We start from the raw sequence: 19,698 nt of genomic DNA, 5'->3' as shown, positions 1-19,698 counted from the left end.
GATGGGGATCTATCTGGAGGAGTGATCTGACTGCTGCGCGGTAAAACGAGCAAATTCAGCAGGGATGCGGGCGAACGTCAGCAGGAACCACGGCGTAAATCGTTCCGGGTGGGTGTGTATTTCTTGCTGGATATCGGCCAGTGAAGAGTAACGCCAGTCCTCTGCTTCTTCCGGGTTAATGTCCGGCTGCTCATCGCTGATGGCGAAATAGACGTGGCCATATTCATGTTCGGTCAGGCCATTACTGAGCGGCAGGTAATAACTGAGTTCAAATACCGGTTGCGGCGTCAGGAGCAGCCCCATCTCTTCCCGTAAGCGACGTTCAGCGGCATCCTGAGTCGACTCCTGTGGATAAGGGTGCCCACAGGTGGTGTTGCTCCACAGCCCACCACAGTGGTATTTACCACTGGCACGACGCTGTAACAGCAGTTGATGGTCAGCGTTGAACACGTAAACGGTCACCGCACGATGCAGCAAACCTTTTTCGTGAACTTCCATTTTTTCCATCTTACCGGTAGGACGATCCTGGCTATCGACCAGGATAACTTCAATTGCAGACATGCCGACTCCTCAGAAATGATACGCGCTATTCTGGCATAAGAGGCGGCTGGTGGTCTGCGTAAAATCGTGCTTTATGTGAGGTTCACGGCATTTCCAGCCTGGGATGCGCCAAATCACTCCTCACTATTCACCACCTGCTGGCGGGCGCGGAAAATATGTCCCCCACCGTATTGCAACAGGCGCGCCACCAGATCCAGTCCGCCGTTTTCTTCGGCCTGAGCGAATTCGCGCTCAAGCTGGGTGATCGGCGCCGCCCAGAGCAGATTGACCTTCTCGCCTTCACGTTTTGGCAGCGGGAACTGCCCGCTTTCACGCCCCAGGGCGGAAGAAAGAATAAACCCTTCAAACCCCATTGGGGCGACTGAGGATTCAAGCGTATGCCCTTCCCCCAGCCAGCTGAGGCGCGACCACGGCATATGTGCAAATCCGGCTAACGCGCTGGCCATTTGCACCGCGTTCTCTTCCGTCATCACCTCGGCATCGATAGCCAGCGCCAGTTCCGTCCGGCGGTATTCCGGGGCGAGGTCCTCAAACAGGAAATCCACCCACGGCATCGGTCGGATGCACATGCCCAGCGTGAGGAAATACCAGCAGCCTTCATGGTAATGCTGAGAGATGGCCATCGGCGGCCAGTTGCCCTGATCGATGGAGTAATATTTCAGTGACTCACCGTACTGCGCTTCATAGCATTGCAGCATCTCCTGCTGGAAAGGCTCCCACTGCTGACCGTCCTGCCACTCGCGCAAAAACTGCCGGTGCTGCTGTGCGGCAGCGTAGTTTTTATTGGTCGAGGCTGAACCCAGCGGCGCGGTCAGACGGTTTGCTTTGATGCAGCCCGCCGAAAAACTCACCTGCTGATCCTGATACAGGCTCCAGCCGGGGATCACCGCCAGCAGTTGCCCCTGATACCACAGCGCGGCACCGTCATCTGACGGTTCCCAAATGACCTGAAGTCCGGCCGGGTCAAGCATCGGTTCGGCGGCCAGCGTGCGGCAATACTCGGCGCTCAGCAGCGGGGGCGTACCCTGCTCCATCGCGGCAACATCATCCTGCAAAGGGGCAGGCAACAGGTTACGCAGCCAGCAGCCGCGCACGGCAAACTGTTGACGAAATGCGTCGGTCGGCCAGATATAAAAATACGCGGTGCGCTCATCCTGTTCGACAATTGCGATGAGCGTCTGTTGCTGATTGGTGACTTCAGCAATCTGATAGGGCTGTGTCATAACGCCTCGACGGTGTGTGGCGGGTTCCATTCCCTTGAGAATAGGCCTGGGCAATCAGAAGAGAATGGCGCGTTACATCACATCGGGGCAAGGGTAAAAGTCTCAAAATGCCTTTCGTTAATCGCCCATATGGGTGCTTTCACGCAGTCGGTAGAGATCGCGGGCCTTCTCTTTAATCACATTCAGCTTAGATTCTGACGCCACCAGCCCCCAGAGGGTTCCCTGTTGCTGCTGATAAAAGCGGTTCATTCCCTCGAAATAACTGTCACGGTAGCTGACCCACGCCCGCTGGGCATTTTTCAACGCGGCCTGCGCCTCAGGCGACTGTCCGGCCAGCAATAACTTGTACTGTTTATTCAGCTCGCTATCCCAGGCTTTATTCGCCACCTCATAACACTGAAGATTGTCCTGGGTGCTGACCGCCTGCTGCTGGCAATCCGCGAGGCGGGAATCCAGATCCTGACGTAATATTTCTGCTGCACTGGCTGAGCCACTGAGCAGCAGCAGACTGATAAGAAGTTTCTTCATAATAAGGTTCCTGAACCGTGAAAAAGGATTAACGCCCGACTCGCGTCATGGCCCGCTGATACGCACCACGCGAGATCGCCCAGCGCAATAGCCGGGCAATCACGCCAATACGCAGGCGGATCATGCGCCGCCGCAGCGGAGAAAAATGCAGCCCAAATGCCTGTTGTGCCCACGCAGGCAACAGTTCAATGCCCGCCAGCAGCATGGCATTCATCGCCGGACGCGCCTGCCAGGAGGGCGCAGGCGCATTCAGCAGCAGTGATAACACTTCCTGCGTGCGTGCATCACAGCGCAACTGCGGCCGCATCGCCTCAAGATAAGCCTCAACGGCCGCCACGCTTTTTGGCACGTCCTGCGCCCCCAGCGCTTCGGCCACCAATGCCGCCTCAGCATAGTAACGATCCTGTTCCGCCAGGCTGAGCTGCGGGTTTTTATAGCGCAGATGCGCCGCGAGGAAACTGCGGGTTTCGGCCACATGAACCCAGGTGAGGAGCGCAGGATCGCTGGCGGCATAGGGTTGCCCCTGCGCATCCACACCGCTGACGCGCAGATGAATGCGCTTCACCCGGTCAATCAGGGTGTGAGCATCGGCGGTGTTACCAAAGGTGGTGACGGCAATAAACTGGCTGGTACGGCGTAGCCGTCCCATCATGTCGTCGCGAAAGGTGGAGTGATCCCAGACACCCGCCAGTGCCAGCGGGTGTTGCATCTGTAATAACAGCGCGGCGATCCCGCCGCACAGCATGGAAGAAAAATCACCGTGCACGCGCCATATCACGCTGTCCGGGCCGTACAGACCGGGGTCGTCTGGTGGCTGCGACAGGTCAAATTCATTGAGCGACAGGCCGTTTAAGCGGAAAACCTGCTGCTGAATTTTATCGCGAAAATTGACCATGACTGCGCCCTGTGAAACCGGGCGAGGCATGCCTCGCCCCTACGGGAGATGAATTGAAACCGGGCGAGGCATGCCTCGCCCCTACGAAAAAGGGGGTAGGCATGCCCTGCCCGACCCGCTTTACAGGTAATCAAACTCTGCGTCGACGGTACGCGCGGAATCCAGCCCGATCATCACGCTGAATTTACCCGGCTCGGCCACCTGCTGCATTCTGGCATTCCAGAATTGCAACGCGCTGACGTCAATCGGGAAGGTGACGGTTTGTGATTCCCCGGCCTTCAGCATAATGCGCTTAAAGCCTTTCAGCTCTTTCACCGGGCGGCTGATGCTGGCCACCTGATCGCGCAGATACAGCTGTACCACCGTTGCGCCATCGCGTTTACCGCTGTTGGTCACCGTCACGCTGGCGTTAACCGTGCCGTTACGTGGCATGGTCGCAGCCGACATCTTCACGGGCGACAGCGTGAACGAGGTGTAGCTCAGCCCGTAACCAAACGGGAACAGCGGGCCATTCGCTTCATCAAAATAGTGTGAGGTGTATTTATTCGGTTTTGCGAAGTTATACGGCCGGCCACTGTTGAGATGGTTGTAATAGATCGGGATCTGCCCCACGGAGCGCGGGAAGGACATCGGCAGTTTGCCGGAGGGGTTGTAGTCGCCAAACAGCACATCGGCAATCGCGTTACCGCCTTCGGTGCCGCTGTACCAGCTTTCCAGCATCGCATCGGCCTGCTGCGTTTCATGCACCAGCGTGAGCGCACGCGCATTCATCAGTACCAGCACCAGCGGTTTGCCGGTGGCTTTTAGCGCGTCAATCAGTTTCAGCTGGCTTTGTGGCAGCGTCAGGTCACTGCGGCTGGAGGCTTCATGCGCCATACCCCGCGCTTCACCTATCGCCAGCACCACCACATCGGCTTTTTGGGCGGTGGCAACCGCTTCATCCAGCATCTGCTGCGGTGAACGTGTATCGACGGTCATCGCTTTTTCATACAGGTTGATAAAGTCCTGAATGCCTTTGTCGTCGGTGACGTTCGCGCCTTTGGCATACAGCAGCGTCGCGTTACCGGCCGTGGCATTTTTCATCCCCTGCAACAGGGTGACGGACTGCGCGGCCACACCGGCGGCAGACCAGCTGCCCATAATGTCGATCTGGCTGTCAGCCAGCGGGCCGATTAACGCTACGGTGCCGGATTTTTTCAGTGGCAGCGTGTCCAGACGGTTTTTCAACAGCACCATACTTTTGCGCGCCACATCGCGGGCTTCGCTGCGATGCAGGCGGCTTTCCGCGTTGGTGTCTTCCGGGTCGCTGCCGACCGGGCCAAGGTGGCTGTACGGGTCGTTAAACAGCCCCATATCGTATTTCACATTCAGCACATGGCGCGCAGCATCGTCGATCTCTTTCTCACTGACTTCACCGCGTTTTACCAGGCCTGGCAGGTACTTGCTGTAATACTCATCGCTCATGCTCATGTCGATGCCGGACTTCAGCGCGATGCGCACGGCATCTTCCGGGTCACGCGCCACGCCGTGTTTCAACAGTTCTTTGATCGCACCGTGATCGCTGATGGTGATGCCTTTAAACTTCCAGTCATCACGCAGCACCTCTTTCAACAGCCAGCTGTCAGCACTGGCCGGTACGCCGTTCAGTGAGTTCAGCGCCACCATAACGCCGCCGCTGCCCGCATCCAGCGCCGCTTTGTACGGCGGCAGATAGTCCTGGAACAAGCGCTGCGAACTCATGTCCACCGTGTTGTAATCGCGCCCACCTTCCACCGCACCATAGGCGGCAAAGTGCTTAACGCTGGTCATGACGGAATAGCGATCGGCCGGGCTTTTACCCTGCATCGCCTGCACCATCGTGCGGCCCATCACTGACGTCAGGTAAGTGTCTTCGCCAAAGCCTTCTGAGCCGCGCCCCCAGCGGGGTTCACGGGTGACATCCACCATTGGCGCCCAGGTCATATTCAGCCCGTCATCGGCGGCTTCATAAGCCGCAATACGGCCGACATTAGTGACGGCATCGGTGTCCCAGCTGGCGGCCAGCGCCAGCGGGATCGGGAACTGGGTGCGCTGCCCATGAATCACATCATAGGCAAAGAACAGCGGGATCTTCAGGCGGCTGAGCTGCATCACCTGATCCTGCATTTGACGAATATCGTGCCGGGTAACGGTATTAAAGATCGCCCCCACCTGCCCCTGCTGGATCATATCGCGGATGGCGGATTTCGGATTTTCCGGCCCGACGCTGATCAATCTAAGCTGGCCGATCTTTTCATCCAGCGTCATTTTTTTCAGCAGATCGGTAACGAAAGCATCACGCGCCTGCGGAGTGAGTTGATGTGGGCCGATCAAATCGTCGGCAAAAGCTGGCTGGATCGCCAGAGTAACGGCAAGGCTGACAGAACAAATCCATTTCATCAGATGATTTTCTCTCAAGTGACTGTGGCGTATCTATTTATTTTAGTGCACGTAACAAGCTGGTGCAGTGTGGCATACCTTGAGAATAGCAGCTAGTTTTCAGGTGATGAATCACAGACGCCACAGGCCGGACTTTATTGCCCCGCTGCGAGTGCTACAGTGGGACGGTGATACTGACAAGGACATGACATGCACACTTCCCAACTCGCAGGACAAAAACTGATTGCTGAACTGGGCCGCATTGTGGGCCGCAACCATCTGTTAACGGAACCGGAAAAAACAGAACGTTATCGTAAAGGCTTCCGATCGGGCGAAGGCGATGCGCTGGCCGTGGTCTTCCCCGGCACATTGCTTGAGCAGTGGCGTATCTTGCAGGCCTGCGTGGCCGCCGACGTCATTATCCTGATGCAGGCGGCCAATACCGGGCTGACCGAAGGCTCCACACCGAACGGCAAAGATTATCCGCGCGATATCGTGATTATCAGCACCTTGCGAATGGATAAAATCCAGCTGCTGGATGAGGGGAAACAGGTGCTGGCGTTTCCCGGCAGCACGCTGTACCAGCTCGAAAAAGCGCTGAAACCGCTGGGGCGTGAACCGCACTCGGTGATTGGCTCCTCCTGTATTGGCGCTTCCGTTCTGGGCGGCATTTGTAATAACTCTGGCGGCTCGCTGGTGAAACGCGGCCCGGCTTATACCGAAATGGCGCTGTATGCGCAGATTGATGCCAGCGGAAAATTGCAGCTGGTGAACCATCTGGGGATCAACCTCGGTGTTACCCCGGAGCAGATTTTAGGCAAGCTGGATGACGACAGCTGGCAGCAGAGCGATGTGCTGCACGACCAGCGTCACGCCTCCGACCCGGATTACGCCGAACGGGTACGCGACGTCAATGCCGACACGCCATCACGCTTTAATGCCGATGAACGCCGCCTGTTTGAAGCCTCCGGCTGCGCGGGCAAGCTGGCCCTGTTTGCCGTTCGCCTGGACACCTTTGCCAGCGAAAGCGCCCAGCAGGTGTTTTATATCGGCACCAATGACACGGCGGTGCTCGACCAGCTGCGCCGCCATATGCTGGCGAACTTCCATAATCTGCCCGTGGCCGGGGAGTATATGCACCGCGATATTTTCGATATGGCGGAAACCTACGGCAAAGACACCTTTGTGATGATCGATAAGCTCGGCACCGACAAAATGCCGCAGTTCTTCACACTTAAGGGACGCGCGGATGCCCTGATCGCGCGGATAAAATGGCTGAAACCGCACTTCAGCGATCGCGTGTTGCAGAAAATCTCCGCGTTGCTGCCGTCACATCTGCCGCCGCGCATGAAGCAGTATCGTGACCGTTTTGAACACCACCTGATGCTGAAAATGTCCGGCGACGGCGTGGCCGAAGCGCGCACGTATTTAAACGACTTTTTCAGCAAGGCCGAAGGCGAGTTCTTCGAGTGCGAAGGGAAAGAAGGGGCGCACGCGTTCCTGCATCGCTTTGCCGCTGCAGGCGCGGCGGTGCGTTATCACGCGGTGCATCATAAGGAAGTGGAAGATATCCTGGCACTGGATATTGCCCTGCGCCGCAACGATCGCGACTGGTTTGAAAAGCTGCCGCCTGAGTTTGATGATGCGCTGACCCACCGTCTTTATTACGGCCACTTCCTTTGTCACGTGTTCCATCAGGATTACATTGTGAAAAAAGGGGTGGATGTCCACGCGCTCAAAGAGAAGATGCTGGAAATCCTGCACGCCCGTGGCGCAGAGTATCCGGCAGAGCATAACGTCGGGCATCTGTATAAAGCCAAACCGCAGCTGAAAGCGTTCTATCAGCAGCTCGACCCGACCAACAGCTTTAATCCGGGGATTGGTAAAACCACGCGGGCGAAGCATTGGGGTGAATGCGGGTGCGATAAACCTTAACATCGTGAGAATGGGGGCGAAGCCGAAGCCTCGCCCCCATTTACCTTTCCACTACTTTAGCGTCGCTATCTGAACTTTTTCCAGCCAACTGGCCGGGATGGCCGCTTTCGCCTGCGCCAGTTGCCGTTCTGCTATCAGGACTTTTTGCTGAGCCACCACAACACCCGGCTCGGTGGTAAAGGCCCGCAGCTGTTCGCCCCCCGGCAGCTCAGGCAGCGGAAGCCGGGTTATCTGGTCCAGCACCTCGACCTGCAATGAACGCACTGCGCCCGTGGCCGCCAGCCCGGCCAGAGTTCCCGCCAGGCTTTTTTGTTTAAAGCTCAGCACCACGCCTGTGGCCAGCGTGGCAAATCCCACCAGGTTTCCGGCGATCACCAGCGGCGAGAGGGATTTATTGCAGACATCGGCAAAATAGATCATGCGGTAGCGGAAGTAACCCGCCCACATCTCGCGCGAGCTGAGTGCGGCGTGCATAAACCAGGCGCGTGAGTCGTGCATCTGGTCGTCAAACAGCGCCCGAACCCGTCCGGATGCCTGCTCTGCGTTACTGGCTTCACCGGCGGCAGGAAAGAGGATATCGACCCTTGCCTCACCGTCGGTTTTAATCCGCCGGAACTCCTGCGGTTCGTCGTCGGTATTCAGGACAAAAATCATCGGCTGTAGCACGGTATCCAGCACCACCTGCGCAATGTTATCCGGGATGCGGTAACCATCATGATAATCCTTACCAAACTCCTTCGCGGCTTCAAACAGCTGAGTGCGGGCCATATCCGGGTCAAAATCTTTTATCCCCGGCTTATAGACCAGGTTATCCATTTTGTCGGCAGGCTGGTTCACGAACTGCTCCTGGCGATCCCTCAGTACCTGTTTCTGCCTGGCATTGCGTTTATCTTTGGCTGCCTGACGTGCGGCGGGCAGCGCTTCGCTATCGGTGGCGCGCTGATAGAACGGTGTTTTCAGCATCGTCCCTTTGGCATAGCGGTCAATGCGCCAGGCGGTGATCCACGCAATCTGATTATCGATAACGCTTTCCAGACTGCCGCTGGCGCGGGGCGGGTCGTATTTCGCGGCCTCTTCAGCGGTGATATTTGCCGGGGTGGGCAGGTTGAGGGTGAGTTCGCGCCAGGCGTTGAAGCGAGTGACCAAGTCCGTTGAGACGTTGTATGATTCTTCGAGATCAACTGGCATTGTTCTCCAATAATCATGTTTCATTTTTTCTGATAAAGAGTATGCCGGCACTTTCAACGGAGCTCCAATTTCAAAAGCCGAAGCATACATATCATGCAAAGCTATTTGCGACAGCAATAAGCTGTCATCCTCAGCATTCGCCTTACCCTGATCCCCCGGCGGATAACCGCCACCAATATCGGAGTGCATCCCCGGATAAACCACCTCGGTGGCATAAGGGGGATACTTGCCGTTAGCCCGGCGCACCGAGTCCAGCGGGAAGCACAACCGCTGCTCGTGACCGGACACCAGATGCACACATTTCTTAATCAGCCCCGGATAAATCTCATCGCTGGGCAACTCCATGGTGCCGTCGGCCCAGGCCATATGGCCGGAGGCAAGCGGTGCCACATGCGCTACCCCAACCGAGGCTACGGTATCCAGCAGCCCGAGAAACTCGATGCGGATCGGCAGCTGTAACTCGCCAATTTGCAGGCACTGCGGCGGTTTTTCCCCTTCCCCTGTCGGTGGGGGCAGCAGCTCACTTAGCCAGCGTACAAAGGTGCGCGCCTCCGCCGCACCGCGCGAAAAACCATAGATATACAGCTTGATGCCCAGCAGTTTAGGCTTACCCGGCTCCGGCTGGGTGATCAACGGTTTCAGCGGCCGCGATAACGTTTGCAATAACCGGTTAAATTCTTCATAGCGGTTATGGCTGCCGCCCACCCACAGTCGGCTCCAGCGGGAGCCCATTTTATCAATCGACTTGCGGCTGTCACCTTCTGAAAGTTTTACGCTGTTATTGACCTGGTCTTTGCTCACGCGCATTAACACATCAATAATGCGTAACAACGCCCAGTTGATGCGCTCCTCGCCCATCGCCGCCCCCACCAGCCCTTCGATGGAGTACTCAAGGTCGTTCACTTCCGGGAACGGGGTGCCGACGCCGGGTATATAAAATTTAAAATACTGACCACCGCTGTCAGCGGCCGCATCCAGCGGCACCTGACGGGTATCAGGCACACCGCCCGCCGTGCCGTCGCCGATAGCCGCGCGGAACAGGCGGGCAATATTGCTCGGGTGTTTCGGATCGGACAGGACAAAATCATTGTTCAGATTATTGCCGGTGCCGTCGAAAAACAGGCTGATATGCAACGTTTTACAGCAGGGCGGCGCAACACGCCGTCCGGCGGCCAGGCACAGTGCCTCACGGTAGTGGCGCTCGTTGCTATTCTGCTGGTGGTAGTGTTTCCCTACCAGCAATGGTTCAGCAGGCAAGCGACCTTGCGCCGGGAACGGCGGCGGGTTCCATGCTAAATCGGTTTCTTTTATCTCGGACATATTGTTGGCTCCTTCATCCTGATGGGCTCTTTTATCGGGTAGGCCGGGCTGCCGTAGGTGTAACAGCTGGTGGTGACCTTCACGTCATCGCACGGCAGAAAATGCACCGTGATACCGCAGGTGTCCTGACCGTTGTAGTCAGGGACGGGTACGGTTTTGCTATGTTGCTGCTTTAAAGCATTGATTTTTTTGTACCAAACTCTTTTTTGTTGGTTATATTTTGATATTTCTTCAGTCCACACCTTATTATTTTGGCCGCGCTGGATGGGTCGCGCTGGCGCAGGTATTTCAGGGACATCGCTGGCATAGGCTACCCCCGTCTCCCAGTCAATATGCACCGTCATCCCCGGCTTCCACTGTGCCGGAACGCCATAGCAGCACCCGCCGCCGCCGCCCTGAAAGGGACCAATAATATCGATGCCCGACTGACCGTCCACGCTGAAGTTGTTAATCGCCCATTTGGTGTGGTTGATGGCATCAATGGTGCCACCGCCCCCGCTGCGGCTCCGGGTTTCAGCGGCAGACTGCGTGCAGCCGGATAACAGCAACAGTCCCGCTAATAGCGGGCTTAATAATGAGAGTTTCATCTGACGTTCCTTGTTGGAAAAGTAAGCTAACGTTGGTGTTGGGCGAAAGTGTGTCACTGCGTCGGGCGCGGATACCCGGTGATAAAATATCGACGGCTTCGCGTTTTCAGGTCATGGATCTGATAAGAGGCACTCATATTTACTCCTGTTAAAACGAGTGTAGAAAGCAGGTATTAGGCACATTTTCCTTGTGCATACAGAGGCGACTATATAGTAGCTCATTGATAATGAGCAACATACAGATGACGAGAATGGGACTTGAGTTATAACGGGGTTTTCCTGATCAACCGGGATTAATATCAGAGAAAATTAATGGTTCATGCAATACAGAGGGGGGACATAACGCGGCTACATTGGTACGGGAAGACCAAAACAACCGGTCGTCCCGTACGACGCTGATGATTACTCTTTTTCCTGCAATACCATCTGACCGTTTTTACGTTCAATGATCATGGTCTGCGGCGTCGACAGCATCACCCCTTCTTTGCGTAAGCGGGTCAGGATATCAAACAGCAGATCGCTTTTAACACCGCTGACCTGACGCGGGCTGGCAACGTTACCGGTGACCGACAAAATAATCCCGGTGGAAGTCAGATCTTTAAACGATACCGACGGCTCCGGGTTCTCCAGAATACGCTCGTTATCGTTATACACATCAAGCAGTAACTGGCGCACCTGCTGCGGGTCAATATCCAGCGGGAAGGTCAGTGTGATAGTCGCTACCCCCTGCGCATTACCCATCGTGGCGTTACGTACGTTCTGCGAAATCAGCTGCGAATTTGGCACAATCACGGTGGATTTATCGCTGAGCTGGATTTCGGTGGCGCGCACATTGATACGGCGGATATCGCCCTCAATACCGCTGATACTCACCAGATCGCCCACTTTTACCGGACGCTCCGTCAGCAGGATCAGGCCGGAAATAAAGTTCTTCACAATTTCCTGTAAACCAAAACCGATACCCACCGACAAGGCGCTAACGATCCATGCCAGCTTGTTCCATTGCAGGCCCATAATCGACAGCGTCATCAGGATGACCAGCACAAAACCGATATTGCTGAACAGGGTGATCAGCGACAAGCGCATTCCCTTATCCATCATGGTTTTGGGCAGGAAATCATGCTCCAGCCAGCGTTTTACCGAGCGCAGTACCCAGATGCCGACCACCATACAGATCAGCGCATTGACCATATGCGCCGGGACAATATTCAGGGATTCGAGGCCTTTCCCCCCCCAGAACTCAATCGCTTTCTGCACCAGTTCAATCGGCGTTGAACTGCCGAAGGTGCCATTCAGCAACGCCATCGCGGCAGCCAGCACCAGGAAGGTTTTGCCTATCGCACCCAGCACAGCAGCCACCTGCCCCAGATGACGCTCATCGATATTCAGCGATGTCTGAATGCGTTTGCCGGAGGCATTATTGGTGGAAAACAGGCTTTCGCAGCCGTCCGCCACCAGCTGGCTGAGAATATAGAATGAACCGAAGACAATCCCCATCCAGATCAACTCATAGCTGAGGAAGCGTGCCAGGGTGATATAGCCAATCACCAGCGCAATCATAATCGCCACGCCAATCAGCGTCAGCGCCATCTGGATCAGACCGACCAGAGTGGATTTGACTTCCGGCTGATTGCCTTCCTGGATCATACGGCGACGCACACGGTTGGTGCGCATGCTGATCGACAGTGCCGTGGCACCAATCAGCAGTGCGGTCAAACCGTTGGCAAAGATGGTAGTGCCGACGCTGGTACTGGCGCTGCTATTAAAGATTTCCACCGTCTGGAAGATAAACACCAGCGCAGCGGTGAGCGGCGGGAAGGGTTTTAACGCCAGCGCCACTTCATTCGAGATATTCGGCAAACGCCACGACGGGCGGCGGGTGGAGAGGAAAGCACGCCCCAGTCCGGCAATCAGCCCACAGAGCACACTCAGCCCGACCAGCTTATCCGCGAAGTCCCGCACTTCGTCCACCACTTCATCGTGACGGGTAAAGGCCAGGTCGAGGAAGTTAAAGGCCAGCACCACCGCTGCCAGAGTAGTGATCGCCGTTGCTGCCGCAAGGAAACTGCGGCGCAAACGCCCTTCCGGCAGATGGTGAATCCCCACCCAGGCCAGAAACTCTTCCAGATAGCGACGACCCAGGGTAGCGACCAGACCGGCGGCCAGCACCCAGACGATGGTGCCAAAGCGCCAGCCTGACTCCCAGGAGAGCGCCGCCGTGCCGGTCAGCTCATCGACAAAATCGCTGATTTTGGTGCTGTCGCCGCTTTGGGTGTTAAACAACGGCGCCCAAAAACGCGGGCCAAAAATGCTGCCTGCGTTGAGCGCCAGCTGGGTTTTCAACGCGTCACGACGCAGGTTGACGATCTGCGCGGAGAGGTTTATCGCCCCGGATTTGATCGCCTCGGCCTGTTTTATCTGGTCATCCATTTTGCCTTTCTGGTTTTCCAGCTTATTGCGCTTGCTGGTCACCTCGGCGGTCTCTTTCACGCCAGTGCTGGCTTCCGGGGCCGGGCCGAGCACCGCCAGCTGCGCCTGTAACTGCGCCCGCTGCGGGATAATGCTTTGCATCAGGGTGTCAGCATCACCGGACAATTCCAGCGCCAGATCGTTGAGCGCATTCAGTTTACTGTCGTTGGTTTCGCCGGAAACCTGCTGCTTTATCTTGTCCAGCACCTTCTGCATCTTTGGCAGTTCAACGGAGGCGTTGACTTTAGGGGGAGCATCATTTTGCTGAGTGTTGTCGTTATCCGCCGCCAGGACAAACTGGGGCGACAGTGCCACCAGCGCCAGCAGACAAACACGAAGAAAAGTTAACAAGCCAGACATGTGCAGGTTCCTGAGACTAAGGGCAGCGCCGGGCGGCGCCTGTCAATTTTCCGGCTAGTTTAAGCTTTTGACCTGGCCGGGACTATAGGATTCGTGATGGAAAAATGAGGTCGCTGCCATAAGAATATTCTATGACCTCACCCTCCTGGTGTTATGGCAAATTATCCAAAAACGCATGGAGCAAACAATGTCCCTTCCCTCTTCTGAGCCAGTCGTCCGTGACGCGACGGTTGCTGATATCGACGCGATTACCCGTATTTATGCCTGGCATGTGCTGCACGGCTGCGGTTCCTTTGAAGAAACGCCGCCTGATGCCACAGAGATGGCCGCCCGACATCAAAAAGTTTGTTCGTTCGATCTGCCCTGGCTGGTTGCTGAGATCGGTGGACAGGTGGTGGGCTACTGCTACGCCACACAATATCGTCCACGCCCAGCCTACCGTTTTACCGTTGAAGATTCTGTCTACATTGATGCGGAAATGGGGGGCCGGGGCATCGGCAGCGCCCTGCTGGACGCGCTGATCGTCCGCTGCCAGCAAGGCCCCTTCCGTCAGATGCTGGCGATTGTCGGCAACGGCGAGCGCAATGTCGGATCGCTCAATCTGCATAAAAAGATGGGATTTGAGGTCGTCGGTAATTTCCACGCCGTCGGTTTTAAACATGGCGAATGGCGCGATACGTTACTGATGCAACGGGCGTTATAAACGGGGCGACTGGAAAAAAGGTCGCCCCAACGGCGCAGATTATTCGACTGCGCTGTCATCAACGGCCTGGTTAGTGGCTACCTGTGAGGCTTTCTGCTTCTTATAACTCAGCGCCGCCGGAGGAACCGGCGAGATTTTTCCGGTTTCCATCCATTTACGCAGACGGTTGGCGTCCGCAAAGTGGGTGTATTTGCCAAAGGCATCCAGCACCACCAGTGAAACCGGACGCTTATTGATCACCGTGCGCATCACCAGGCAGTGCCCTGCCTCATCGGTATAACCCGTTTTCGTCAGCTGAATATTCCAGTCCGGGCGATACACCAGATGGTTGGTGTTACGGAACGGCAGCGTGTAATTCGGGTTACGGAACGTCGCCATATCTTCATGGGTGGTGCTGAGCTCACCCAGCAGCGGGTAACGTTTGGTGGCGATCAGCAGTTTGCTCAGATCGCGCGCCGTCGAGACGTTCTTGATCGACAGCCCGGTCGGCTCCACGTAATGCGTGTTGCTCATGCCCAGTGAACGCGCTTTGGCGTTCATGGCGCGAATAAAGGCATCATAGCCGCCCGGATAGTGATGCGCCAGGCTGGCCGCCGCGCGATTTTCCGAGGACATCAATGCCAGTAGCATCATGTTCTTACGGCTGATTTCACTGTTAAGACGCACGCGCGAATAGATGCCGCGCATTTCTGGCGTATGGCTGATATCGACCGTCAGCATTTCGTCCATCGGCAGATGGGCATCCAGCGTCACCATCACCGTCATCAGCTTGGTGATCGAGGCAATCGGACGGACCAAATCCGGGTGACTGGCGTAAATCACATTCTGGGTGGTCAGGTCGACAATCATTGCGCTGCCTGAGGCAATGTCAGGCTGGGCCGATGAAGCTTCTGCGGCTGGCGGATGAGTACGGGCCACGGCCTGATTCAGGATGGCCTGACCAGAAAACAGCATAACCACACTTAATAGAGACAAACGAATTTTTGCAGGCATTGTAAACTTAGCGGCTGATAATGAGGGTGTGGGGACCACACACCGCGTCCCGCAGCGTTGCGGGGGCTGGCGCAGGCATAATACGCCGGAAGTTAAGGATTATCCTACAGGATATTCGTTTCTGAGCGTTACCAAAACACCGCCGGTTTCCCGGCGGTATCAACGGTCAGAACATCTGATAGCCATAACCCCACATCAGCACGGTGATCGCCAGTAACACTTCAAATACCAGGATACCGATGGCGAGCGTGGAGCCGGATAAACGTAAGCTCTCTTCACGGTCAATATTAAGGAACAGCGGGATGCCGACGTACAGCAGATAGCCGGTATAAGCCAGCGCCAGTGCGCCAACCAGGACACAAAGCCACACCAGCGGATACAGTGCCACCAGCCCGCTGAGAAACAGCGGTGTTGCCACGTAACCGGCAAAAACCCGGCAGCTTGAGAGCGACGGGCGCTGCGGGTAGTCACGCGCCATCCACCAGACTACCCTTCCCATAACGGCCACACCCAGCAGGATCAGCGCATAGAACAGGATCGCCAGCGAGAACGCACTGAATAACGACAGAGGAATGGTACGTTCAATACCGATATCCCAGCCGATTTGTGTGGTGCCAACGAAGGCGCAGACCACCGGGATCAGCGCCATCAACAAAACGTGATGCATGTAATGATGCGAGAGCGTTTCATTCTCTTGCTTAATGTCGCGCATTTCCCGACCCGGGTGCGCAAGAAGTCCCCAGACATGATTCATATCTTCACTCCTCTGTACAACGGACCGCCAGCAGGCACAGTCTCGGGCGGCATCTCTTCAAGTATAAGCGGCCCTGACCTGTTTGTTTTTTATCCAGCAGGTGAATGCGTTAAGCGCTTCATTTTCCGTTAAAAATAAACCCTGACAGGGACCTTCCTGCTGCAACTTTTATCAAAAGGGTTAGACTTAGCCCTAAAAGCAACATGAGGAACGGGTTTAACAGATGGATGTGAATGCGCTGATTTCCCAGTATGGCTACTGGGCACTGTTTGTGGGTTGTCTGGCTGAAGGCGAGACATTTACGCTATTGGGCGGCGTCGCCGCACATGAAGGCCTGCTGCGCTATGGCTGGGTGGTGCTGGTAGCGATGTGCGGCGGTGTGCTGGGGGATACCGCGCTATTTTTCATTGGCCGCCGCTACGGTGAACCAATCCTCCAGCGTTTCAAAAAACACCAGCAACAGATTGAGCGGGCTAACCGTCTGATCCACCACCGCCCGGTGCTGTTTGTGATCGGCGTGCGCTTTATGTACGGATTGCGCATTGTCGGGCCGATTATTATCGGCGCCAGCCAGCTTTCCCCCCGTAAGTTCCTGCTGTTTAACGTGATTGGCGCCGCGCTGTGGGCGCTGATTTTTGTCTCGCTCGGCTATCTCGGCGGCCAGGTGATTGCGCCGTGGCTACATCAGCTTGATCATCATCTCAAGCACCTGTTCTGGCTGCTGCTGGCGGTGGCGCTGGTGTGGAGCGTTCGCCTGGCGGTGAAGCACCGGCGAAAGTAGTGGTCGACCCCTGAGGGATCCCCACAAAAATGAATGGCTGGCAGTCTGGCTTCAGGCCCGGGGCCAGTTTGAGCACGCCGGATCGGCAAAAGACGCATCCATGCGGGCCTCGGCACGCGACGTCCTGTCGCGTGACGTCCGGCTTACCTCAATCTGGCCCCATCCCCGCAGAACCGTTGCTCGCTGTGGGTTTTAAAACCGCCACGTCATAATGATCTCTGCGGATTGCTTTGTGTTTTGACCTGGGTTTGGGTTTTGACGTTGAGGCGGCATTCAGCAGCGCTGAGGAAGCGCAGTGAACCAGGACGAACCGCCAGGACGGCGGTGAGAGGGAGAGCCGGCACAGGGACGTGCCGTCACGACCGATCCGTCGGTGAACGGAGCTTGCGAAGGCATCCACGCAGTGGACGCAGCGCCTGCCGCAAAGCCCGGGTCCCCAGGGCGGCGGCGACTGGCCGCCTTGGGTCGCTCAGCCCGCGCAGCGGGAAAGCGAAACGCCCTTGACGTTGACCTGGCCCCCCGTGCAGACCAGCGTCACTGGTCGACCGGAACAGAATATCTACCACGGCTAATGCCGGTCTTGTTTTATGGGGATACCTCAGTGGTCGACCCTCTGTTTCGGTCGGCCATTGGCCCCTATTCCCACCACGGTAACTGTCGGAAAAAATCCGCGTAGGTGGGGGCACGCACCTGCTCCAGCACCTCCGCTAACTGCGCCAGCGGTGCATCCGACCAGTCAACACGCACATCAATATCGGCATAAGCACGGCGTTCCCACACCTTTAGCGCCGCAGAGCGAATCCCGCGCTCATCCCCTCCGGCCTGCTGTGCGGCATTGAGCGCCGCCAGCATTCGATCGGCCAGCGGCAGACGGTGCGCCTCTTTAAACGCAGCCTCCATCGCCGTCAGCACCTGTTCACTGACCAGCATATTGCCTGCCACCGCCAGCTGCGGCCCTGCCATGCTGCTGAACCAACGGCCGCACAGGCTGCCGCTCCAGTGCGCGGTAGCCCCGGCATTATCGATAATCAGCAGTTGCCGCCGCTCGCGTGCGTCATCTTCCTTCAGCAGCAGATGCAGAGTCTGTTCTGCCGTCAGTCCCTCCGCCAGCAATGCCAGCCCGCGACTGCCGTAAAGCGGATTGGTCAGCGCCTGCGTGGCAATGGCTCCGGTGCGGGTGCGGCCGTGGATCACCAGCGCCCCCACTGCCGGGCCGCCCGTGGCGGTGGCTGCCGCCAGTGCGCCGCTCTGTGGATCGCGTGCCACAATAGAAAAGGTCATTGCGCCCTCCTTCTGTCCGCCAGATCAAATTTATATGGATAAATTATTGCACTTAACGCTATTTATACGCATAAATAACAAACAGGACAAACTTTGTTCATCCGCACGTCACACTGTGCGCTAACCACTCTGCTTAACGAGGACCGACCATGTTCACATCGCTACGCACCGGGTTGCACTGTCTTTCCCTCTGCCTTGGCCTGCTGGCCCTGGCACCCCTGGCCTCGGCGGAATCGCCTCCCGGCGTGCTGATCATCGGCCAGGTGGCTGAACCGCAATCGCTCGATCCTCAGGTGGCGACGGCCGCTAACGATTCGCGCATCCTCGTCAATATTTACGACGGTCTGGTGCGTAATGCGCCGGGATCACTCTCTATTGAACCTGCGCTTGCCAGCCGTTGGGAAATCAGCCCGGACGGCCTGCGCTACACCTTCCATCTGCGTGAAGGCGTCACATTCCACGATGGCACGCCATTCAATGCCGACGCGGTGAAATTTACCTTTGAACGGATGCTGAACAAGCAGCATCCGTACTATCACACCGGTCCCTTCCCGCTAAGTTTCTTCTTCTCGTCCATTGATACCCTCACCACCCCGGATGCACAGACGGTGGTGTTTACACTGAAACAGCCCTTCGCTCCCCTGCTCTCCAACCTCGCCACCCCTGCCGGGCTGATTGTGTCTCCGGCGGCGGTAAAGAAGTATGACAAAGACGTGGGTCGCCATCCGGTGGGTACCGGGGCCTTTCGTTTTGGTGAGTGGCAGGCCAATCAGCGCGTGGTGCTGACCGCCAATAAAAACTACTGGGACGGCGCGCCGAAGCTGGAAGCCGCCGTGTTCCGTCCGATTACCGATGGCAACACCCGCACGGCTGAGATGCTCTCCGGCGGGATTGATGCGATGGTGGAAGTGCCGCCGGACACGGTGAAAACCTTCGCCGATAACCCACAGTTCCAGATGCACCAGGCGGTCGGCCCGCATGTCTGGTTCCTGTTGCTGAATACCAAAGAGAAACCCTTTAACGATAAGCGCGTGCGCCAGGCGGTGAACTACGCCGTCAATAAGCAGGCGCTGGTCGATAAGGTGTTGCAGGGTTCAGCCCAGGTCGCCGATGGCCCAATCCCGTCGGCGTTTGACTGGGCGACGAATACAGAGGTCAGCCCGTATCCTTACGATCCGGCGAAAGCCCGTGCGCTGCTAAAAGAAGCGGGCGCAGAAGGCGCTACGCTGAATTTCTACGTGACGGAAGGCGGGTCAGGAATGCTTGATCCGATCCCGATGGCGACCGCCATTCAGGCCGATCTGAAAGCCGTGGGCCTTAACGTCACCATTCAGACCTGGGAGTGGAACACCTACCTGGCCAAAGTGAATGCCGGGCTGACCCCGCAAACCCAGATGGCCGAGATGGCGTGGATGACCAATGACCCGGATACCCTGCCGTTCCTCACCCTGCGGCGCGATGCCTGGCCAGATAAGGGCGGGTTTAACTCCGGTTACTACAGCAATCCCGAGGTCGATAAGCTGCTGGATCAAGCCCGCAGCAGCAGCGACCAACAGACGCGTGGCGCACTGTATCGCCAGGTGCAGGCCCTCGTTCACGATGATGCGCCCTGGCTGTTTGTCGCCAACTGGAAGCAAAACGCGGTGACCACACGCCAGGTGCAGAACTTTGCCCTGCAACCCAACTTCAACCTGATCCTGCATCAGGTCAGCAAACCCTGACG

At 56.8% G+C, this 19,698-nt stretch carries 15 protein-coding genes; 4 read left to right on the top strand and 11 right to left on the bottom strand.

Annotated elements, in window-relative coordinates:
* Positions 1–9 precede the first annotated feature (9 nt).
* The 5 genes from idi to bglX form a co-directional block, all read right to left on the bottom strand.
* A complete protein-coding gene (gene idi / locus ACFL9S_RS02475) occupies positions 10–561 on the bottom strand; it encodes an isopentenyl-diphosphate Delta-isomerase (RefSeq protein WP_405260119.1) in 552 nt (183 codons plus the stop codon).
* A 113-nt stretch (positions 562–674) separates the two neighbouring features.
* Positions 675–1,784: a suppressor of fused domain protein gene (locus tag ACFL9S_RS02470; protein WP_405260118.1), complete on the bottom strand. Its 1,110-nt coding sequence runs from the start codon at positions 1,782–1,784 to the stop codon at positions 675–677.
* A gap of 117 nt (positions 1,785–1,901) precedes the next feature.
* Positions 1,902–2,312 (bottom strand): lysozyme inhibitor LprI family protein, encoded by a 411-nt coding sequence (locus tag ACFL9S_RS02465; protein ID WP_405260117.1) that lies wholly within the window; start codon positions 2,310–2,312, stop codon positions 1,902–1,904.
* A gap of 28 nt (positions 2,313–2,340) precedes the next feature.
* On the bottom strand, positions 2,341–3,207 hold the full coding sequence (locus ACFL9S_RS02460; RefSeq protein WP_405260116.1) for an oxygenase MpaB family protein: 867 nt from the start codon (positions 3,205–3,207) through the stop codon (positions 2,341–2,343).
* Positions 3,208–3,327: 120 nt separating this feature from the next.
* Positions 3,328–5,625 (bottom strand): beta-glucosidase BglX, encoded by a 2,298-nt coding sequence (gene bglX / locus ACFL9S_RS02455; protein ID WP_405260115.1) that lies wholly within the window; start codon positions 5,623–5,625, stop codon positions 3,328–3,330.
* A 189-nt stretch (positions 5,626–5,814) separates the two neighbouring features.
* Here bglX and dld point away from each other — a divergent pair, with 189 nt between their 5' ends.
* Positions 5,815–7,539, top strand: a complete 1,725-nt coding sequence (gene dld, locus ACFL9S_RS02450) for a D-lactate dehydrogenase (RefSeq protein WP_405260114.1) — start codon at positions 5,815–5,817, stop codon at positions 7,537–7,539.
* Positions 7,540–7,590: 51 nt separating this feature from the next.
* Here the strand turns inward: dld and ACFL9S_RS02445 are convergent, their stop codons facing one another.
* From ACFL9S_RS02445 to ACFL9S_RS02435, 3 genes are all read right to left on the bottom strand, one after another.
* Positions 7,591–10,047 (bottom strand): T6SS phospholipase effector Tle1-like catalytic domain-containing protein, encoded by a 2,457-nt coding sequence (locus tag ACFL9S_RS02445; protein ID WP_405260113.1) that lies wholly within the window; start codon positions 10,045–10,047, stop codon positions 7,591–7,593.
* Positions 10,035–10,634 carry a DUF3304 domain-containing protein gene (locus ACFL9S_RS02440; protein WP_405260112.1) on the bottom strand — a complete coding sequence of 200 codons (600 nt, stop codon included), beginning with the start codon at positions 10,632–10,634 and terminating at the stop codon, positions 10,035–10,037. Before ACFL9S_RS02440 ends, ACFL9S_RS02445 begins: the two co-directional genes overlap by 13 nt.
* 402 nt (positions 10,635–11,036) lie before the next feature.
* The gene (locus tag ACFL9S_RS02435) at positions 11,037–13,463 is read right to left on the bottom strand and encodes a DUF3772 domain-containing protein (protein WP_405260111.1); all 2,427 of its coding nucleotides are present in this window, start codon (positions 13,461–13,463) and stop codon (positions 11,037–11,039) included.
* Positions 13,464–13,638: 175 nt separating this feature from the next.
* On the opposite strand from ACFL9S_RS02435, the gene ACFL9S_RS02430 reads away from it, so the two are divergent.
* Entirely contained in the window at positions 13,639–14,166 is a 528-nt protein-coding gene (locus ACFL9S_RS02430; protein WP_405260110.1) for a GNAT family N-acetyltransferase, read from the top strand.
* A 39-nt stretch (positions 14,167–14,205) separates the two neighbouring features.
* Here ACFL9S_RS02430 and pbpG read toward each other — a convergent pair whose 3' ends face one another.
* Both pbpG and ACFL9S_RS02420 read right to left on the bottom strand, forming a co-directional pair.
* Complete coding sequence (gene pbpG, locus ACFL9S_RS02425) at positions 14,206–15,159, bottom strand: D-alanyl-D-alanine endopeptidase (protein WP_405260109.1); 954 nt, start codon at positions 15,157–15,159, stop codon at positions 14,206–14,208.
* 166 nt (positions 15,160–15,325) lie between these two features.
* A complete protein-coding gene (locus tag ACFL9S_RS02420) occupies positions 15,326–15,913 on the bottom strand; it encodes a Yip1 family protein (RefSeq protein ID WP_405260108.1) in 588 nt (195 codons plus the stop codon).
* Between the two features lie 223 nt (positions 15,914–16,136).
* On the opposite strand from ACFL9S_RS02420, the gene ACFL9S_RS02415 reads away from it, so the two are divergent.
* Positions 16,137–16,694 carry a DedA family protein gene (locus tag ACFL9S_RS02415; RefSeq protein ID WP_405260107.1) on the top strand — a complete coding sequence of 186 codons (558 nt, stop codon included), beginning with the start codon at positions 16,137–16,139 and terminating at the stop codon, positions 16,692–16,694.
* Between the two features lie 636 nt (positions 16,695–17,330).
* Here the strand turns inward: ACFL9S_RS02415 and ACFL9S_RS02410 are convergent.
* Positions 17,331–17,975: a DUF1028 domain-containing protein gene (locus ACFL9S_RS02410; RefSeq protein ID WP_405260106.1), complete on the bottom strand. Its 645-nt coding sequence runs from the start codon at positions 17,973–17,975 to the stop codon at positions 17,331–17,333.
* A gap of 149 nt (positions 17,976–18,124) precedes the next feature.
* On the opposite strand from ACFL9S_RS02410, the gene ACFL9S_RS02405 reads away from it, so the two are divergent.
* Positions 18,125–19,696, top strand: coding sequence for an ABC transporter substrate-binding protein (locus ACFL9S_RS02405; RefSeq protein ID WP_405260105.1), 1,572 nt, complete (start codon positions 18,125–18,127; stop codon positions 19,694–19,696).
* Positions 19,697–19,698 lie beyond the last annotated feature (2 nt).

The sequence above is a fragment of the Erwinia sp. AnSW2-5 genome (genome assembly GCF_045107195.1).
In the GTDB taxonomy this organism is placed as follows: Bacteria; Pseudomonadota; Gammaproteobacteria; order Enterobacterales; family Enterobacteriaceae; genus Erwinia.
Note: the sequence above shows the minus strand (reverse complement) of the source record. Positions and strands in the feature narration are given on the sequence as shown.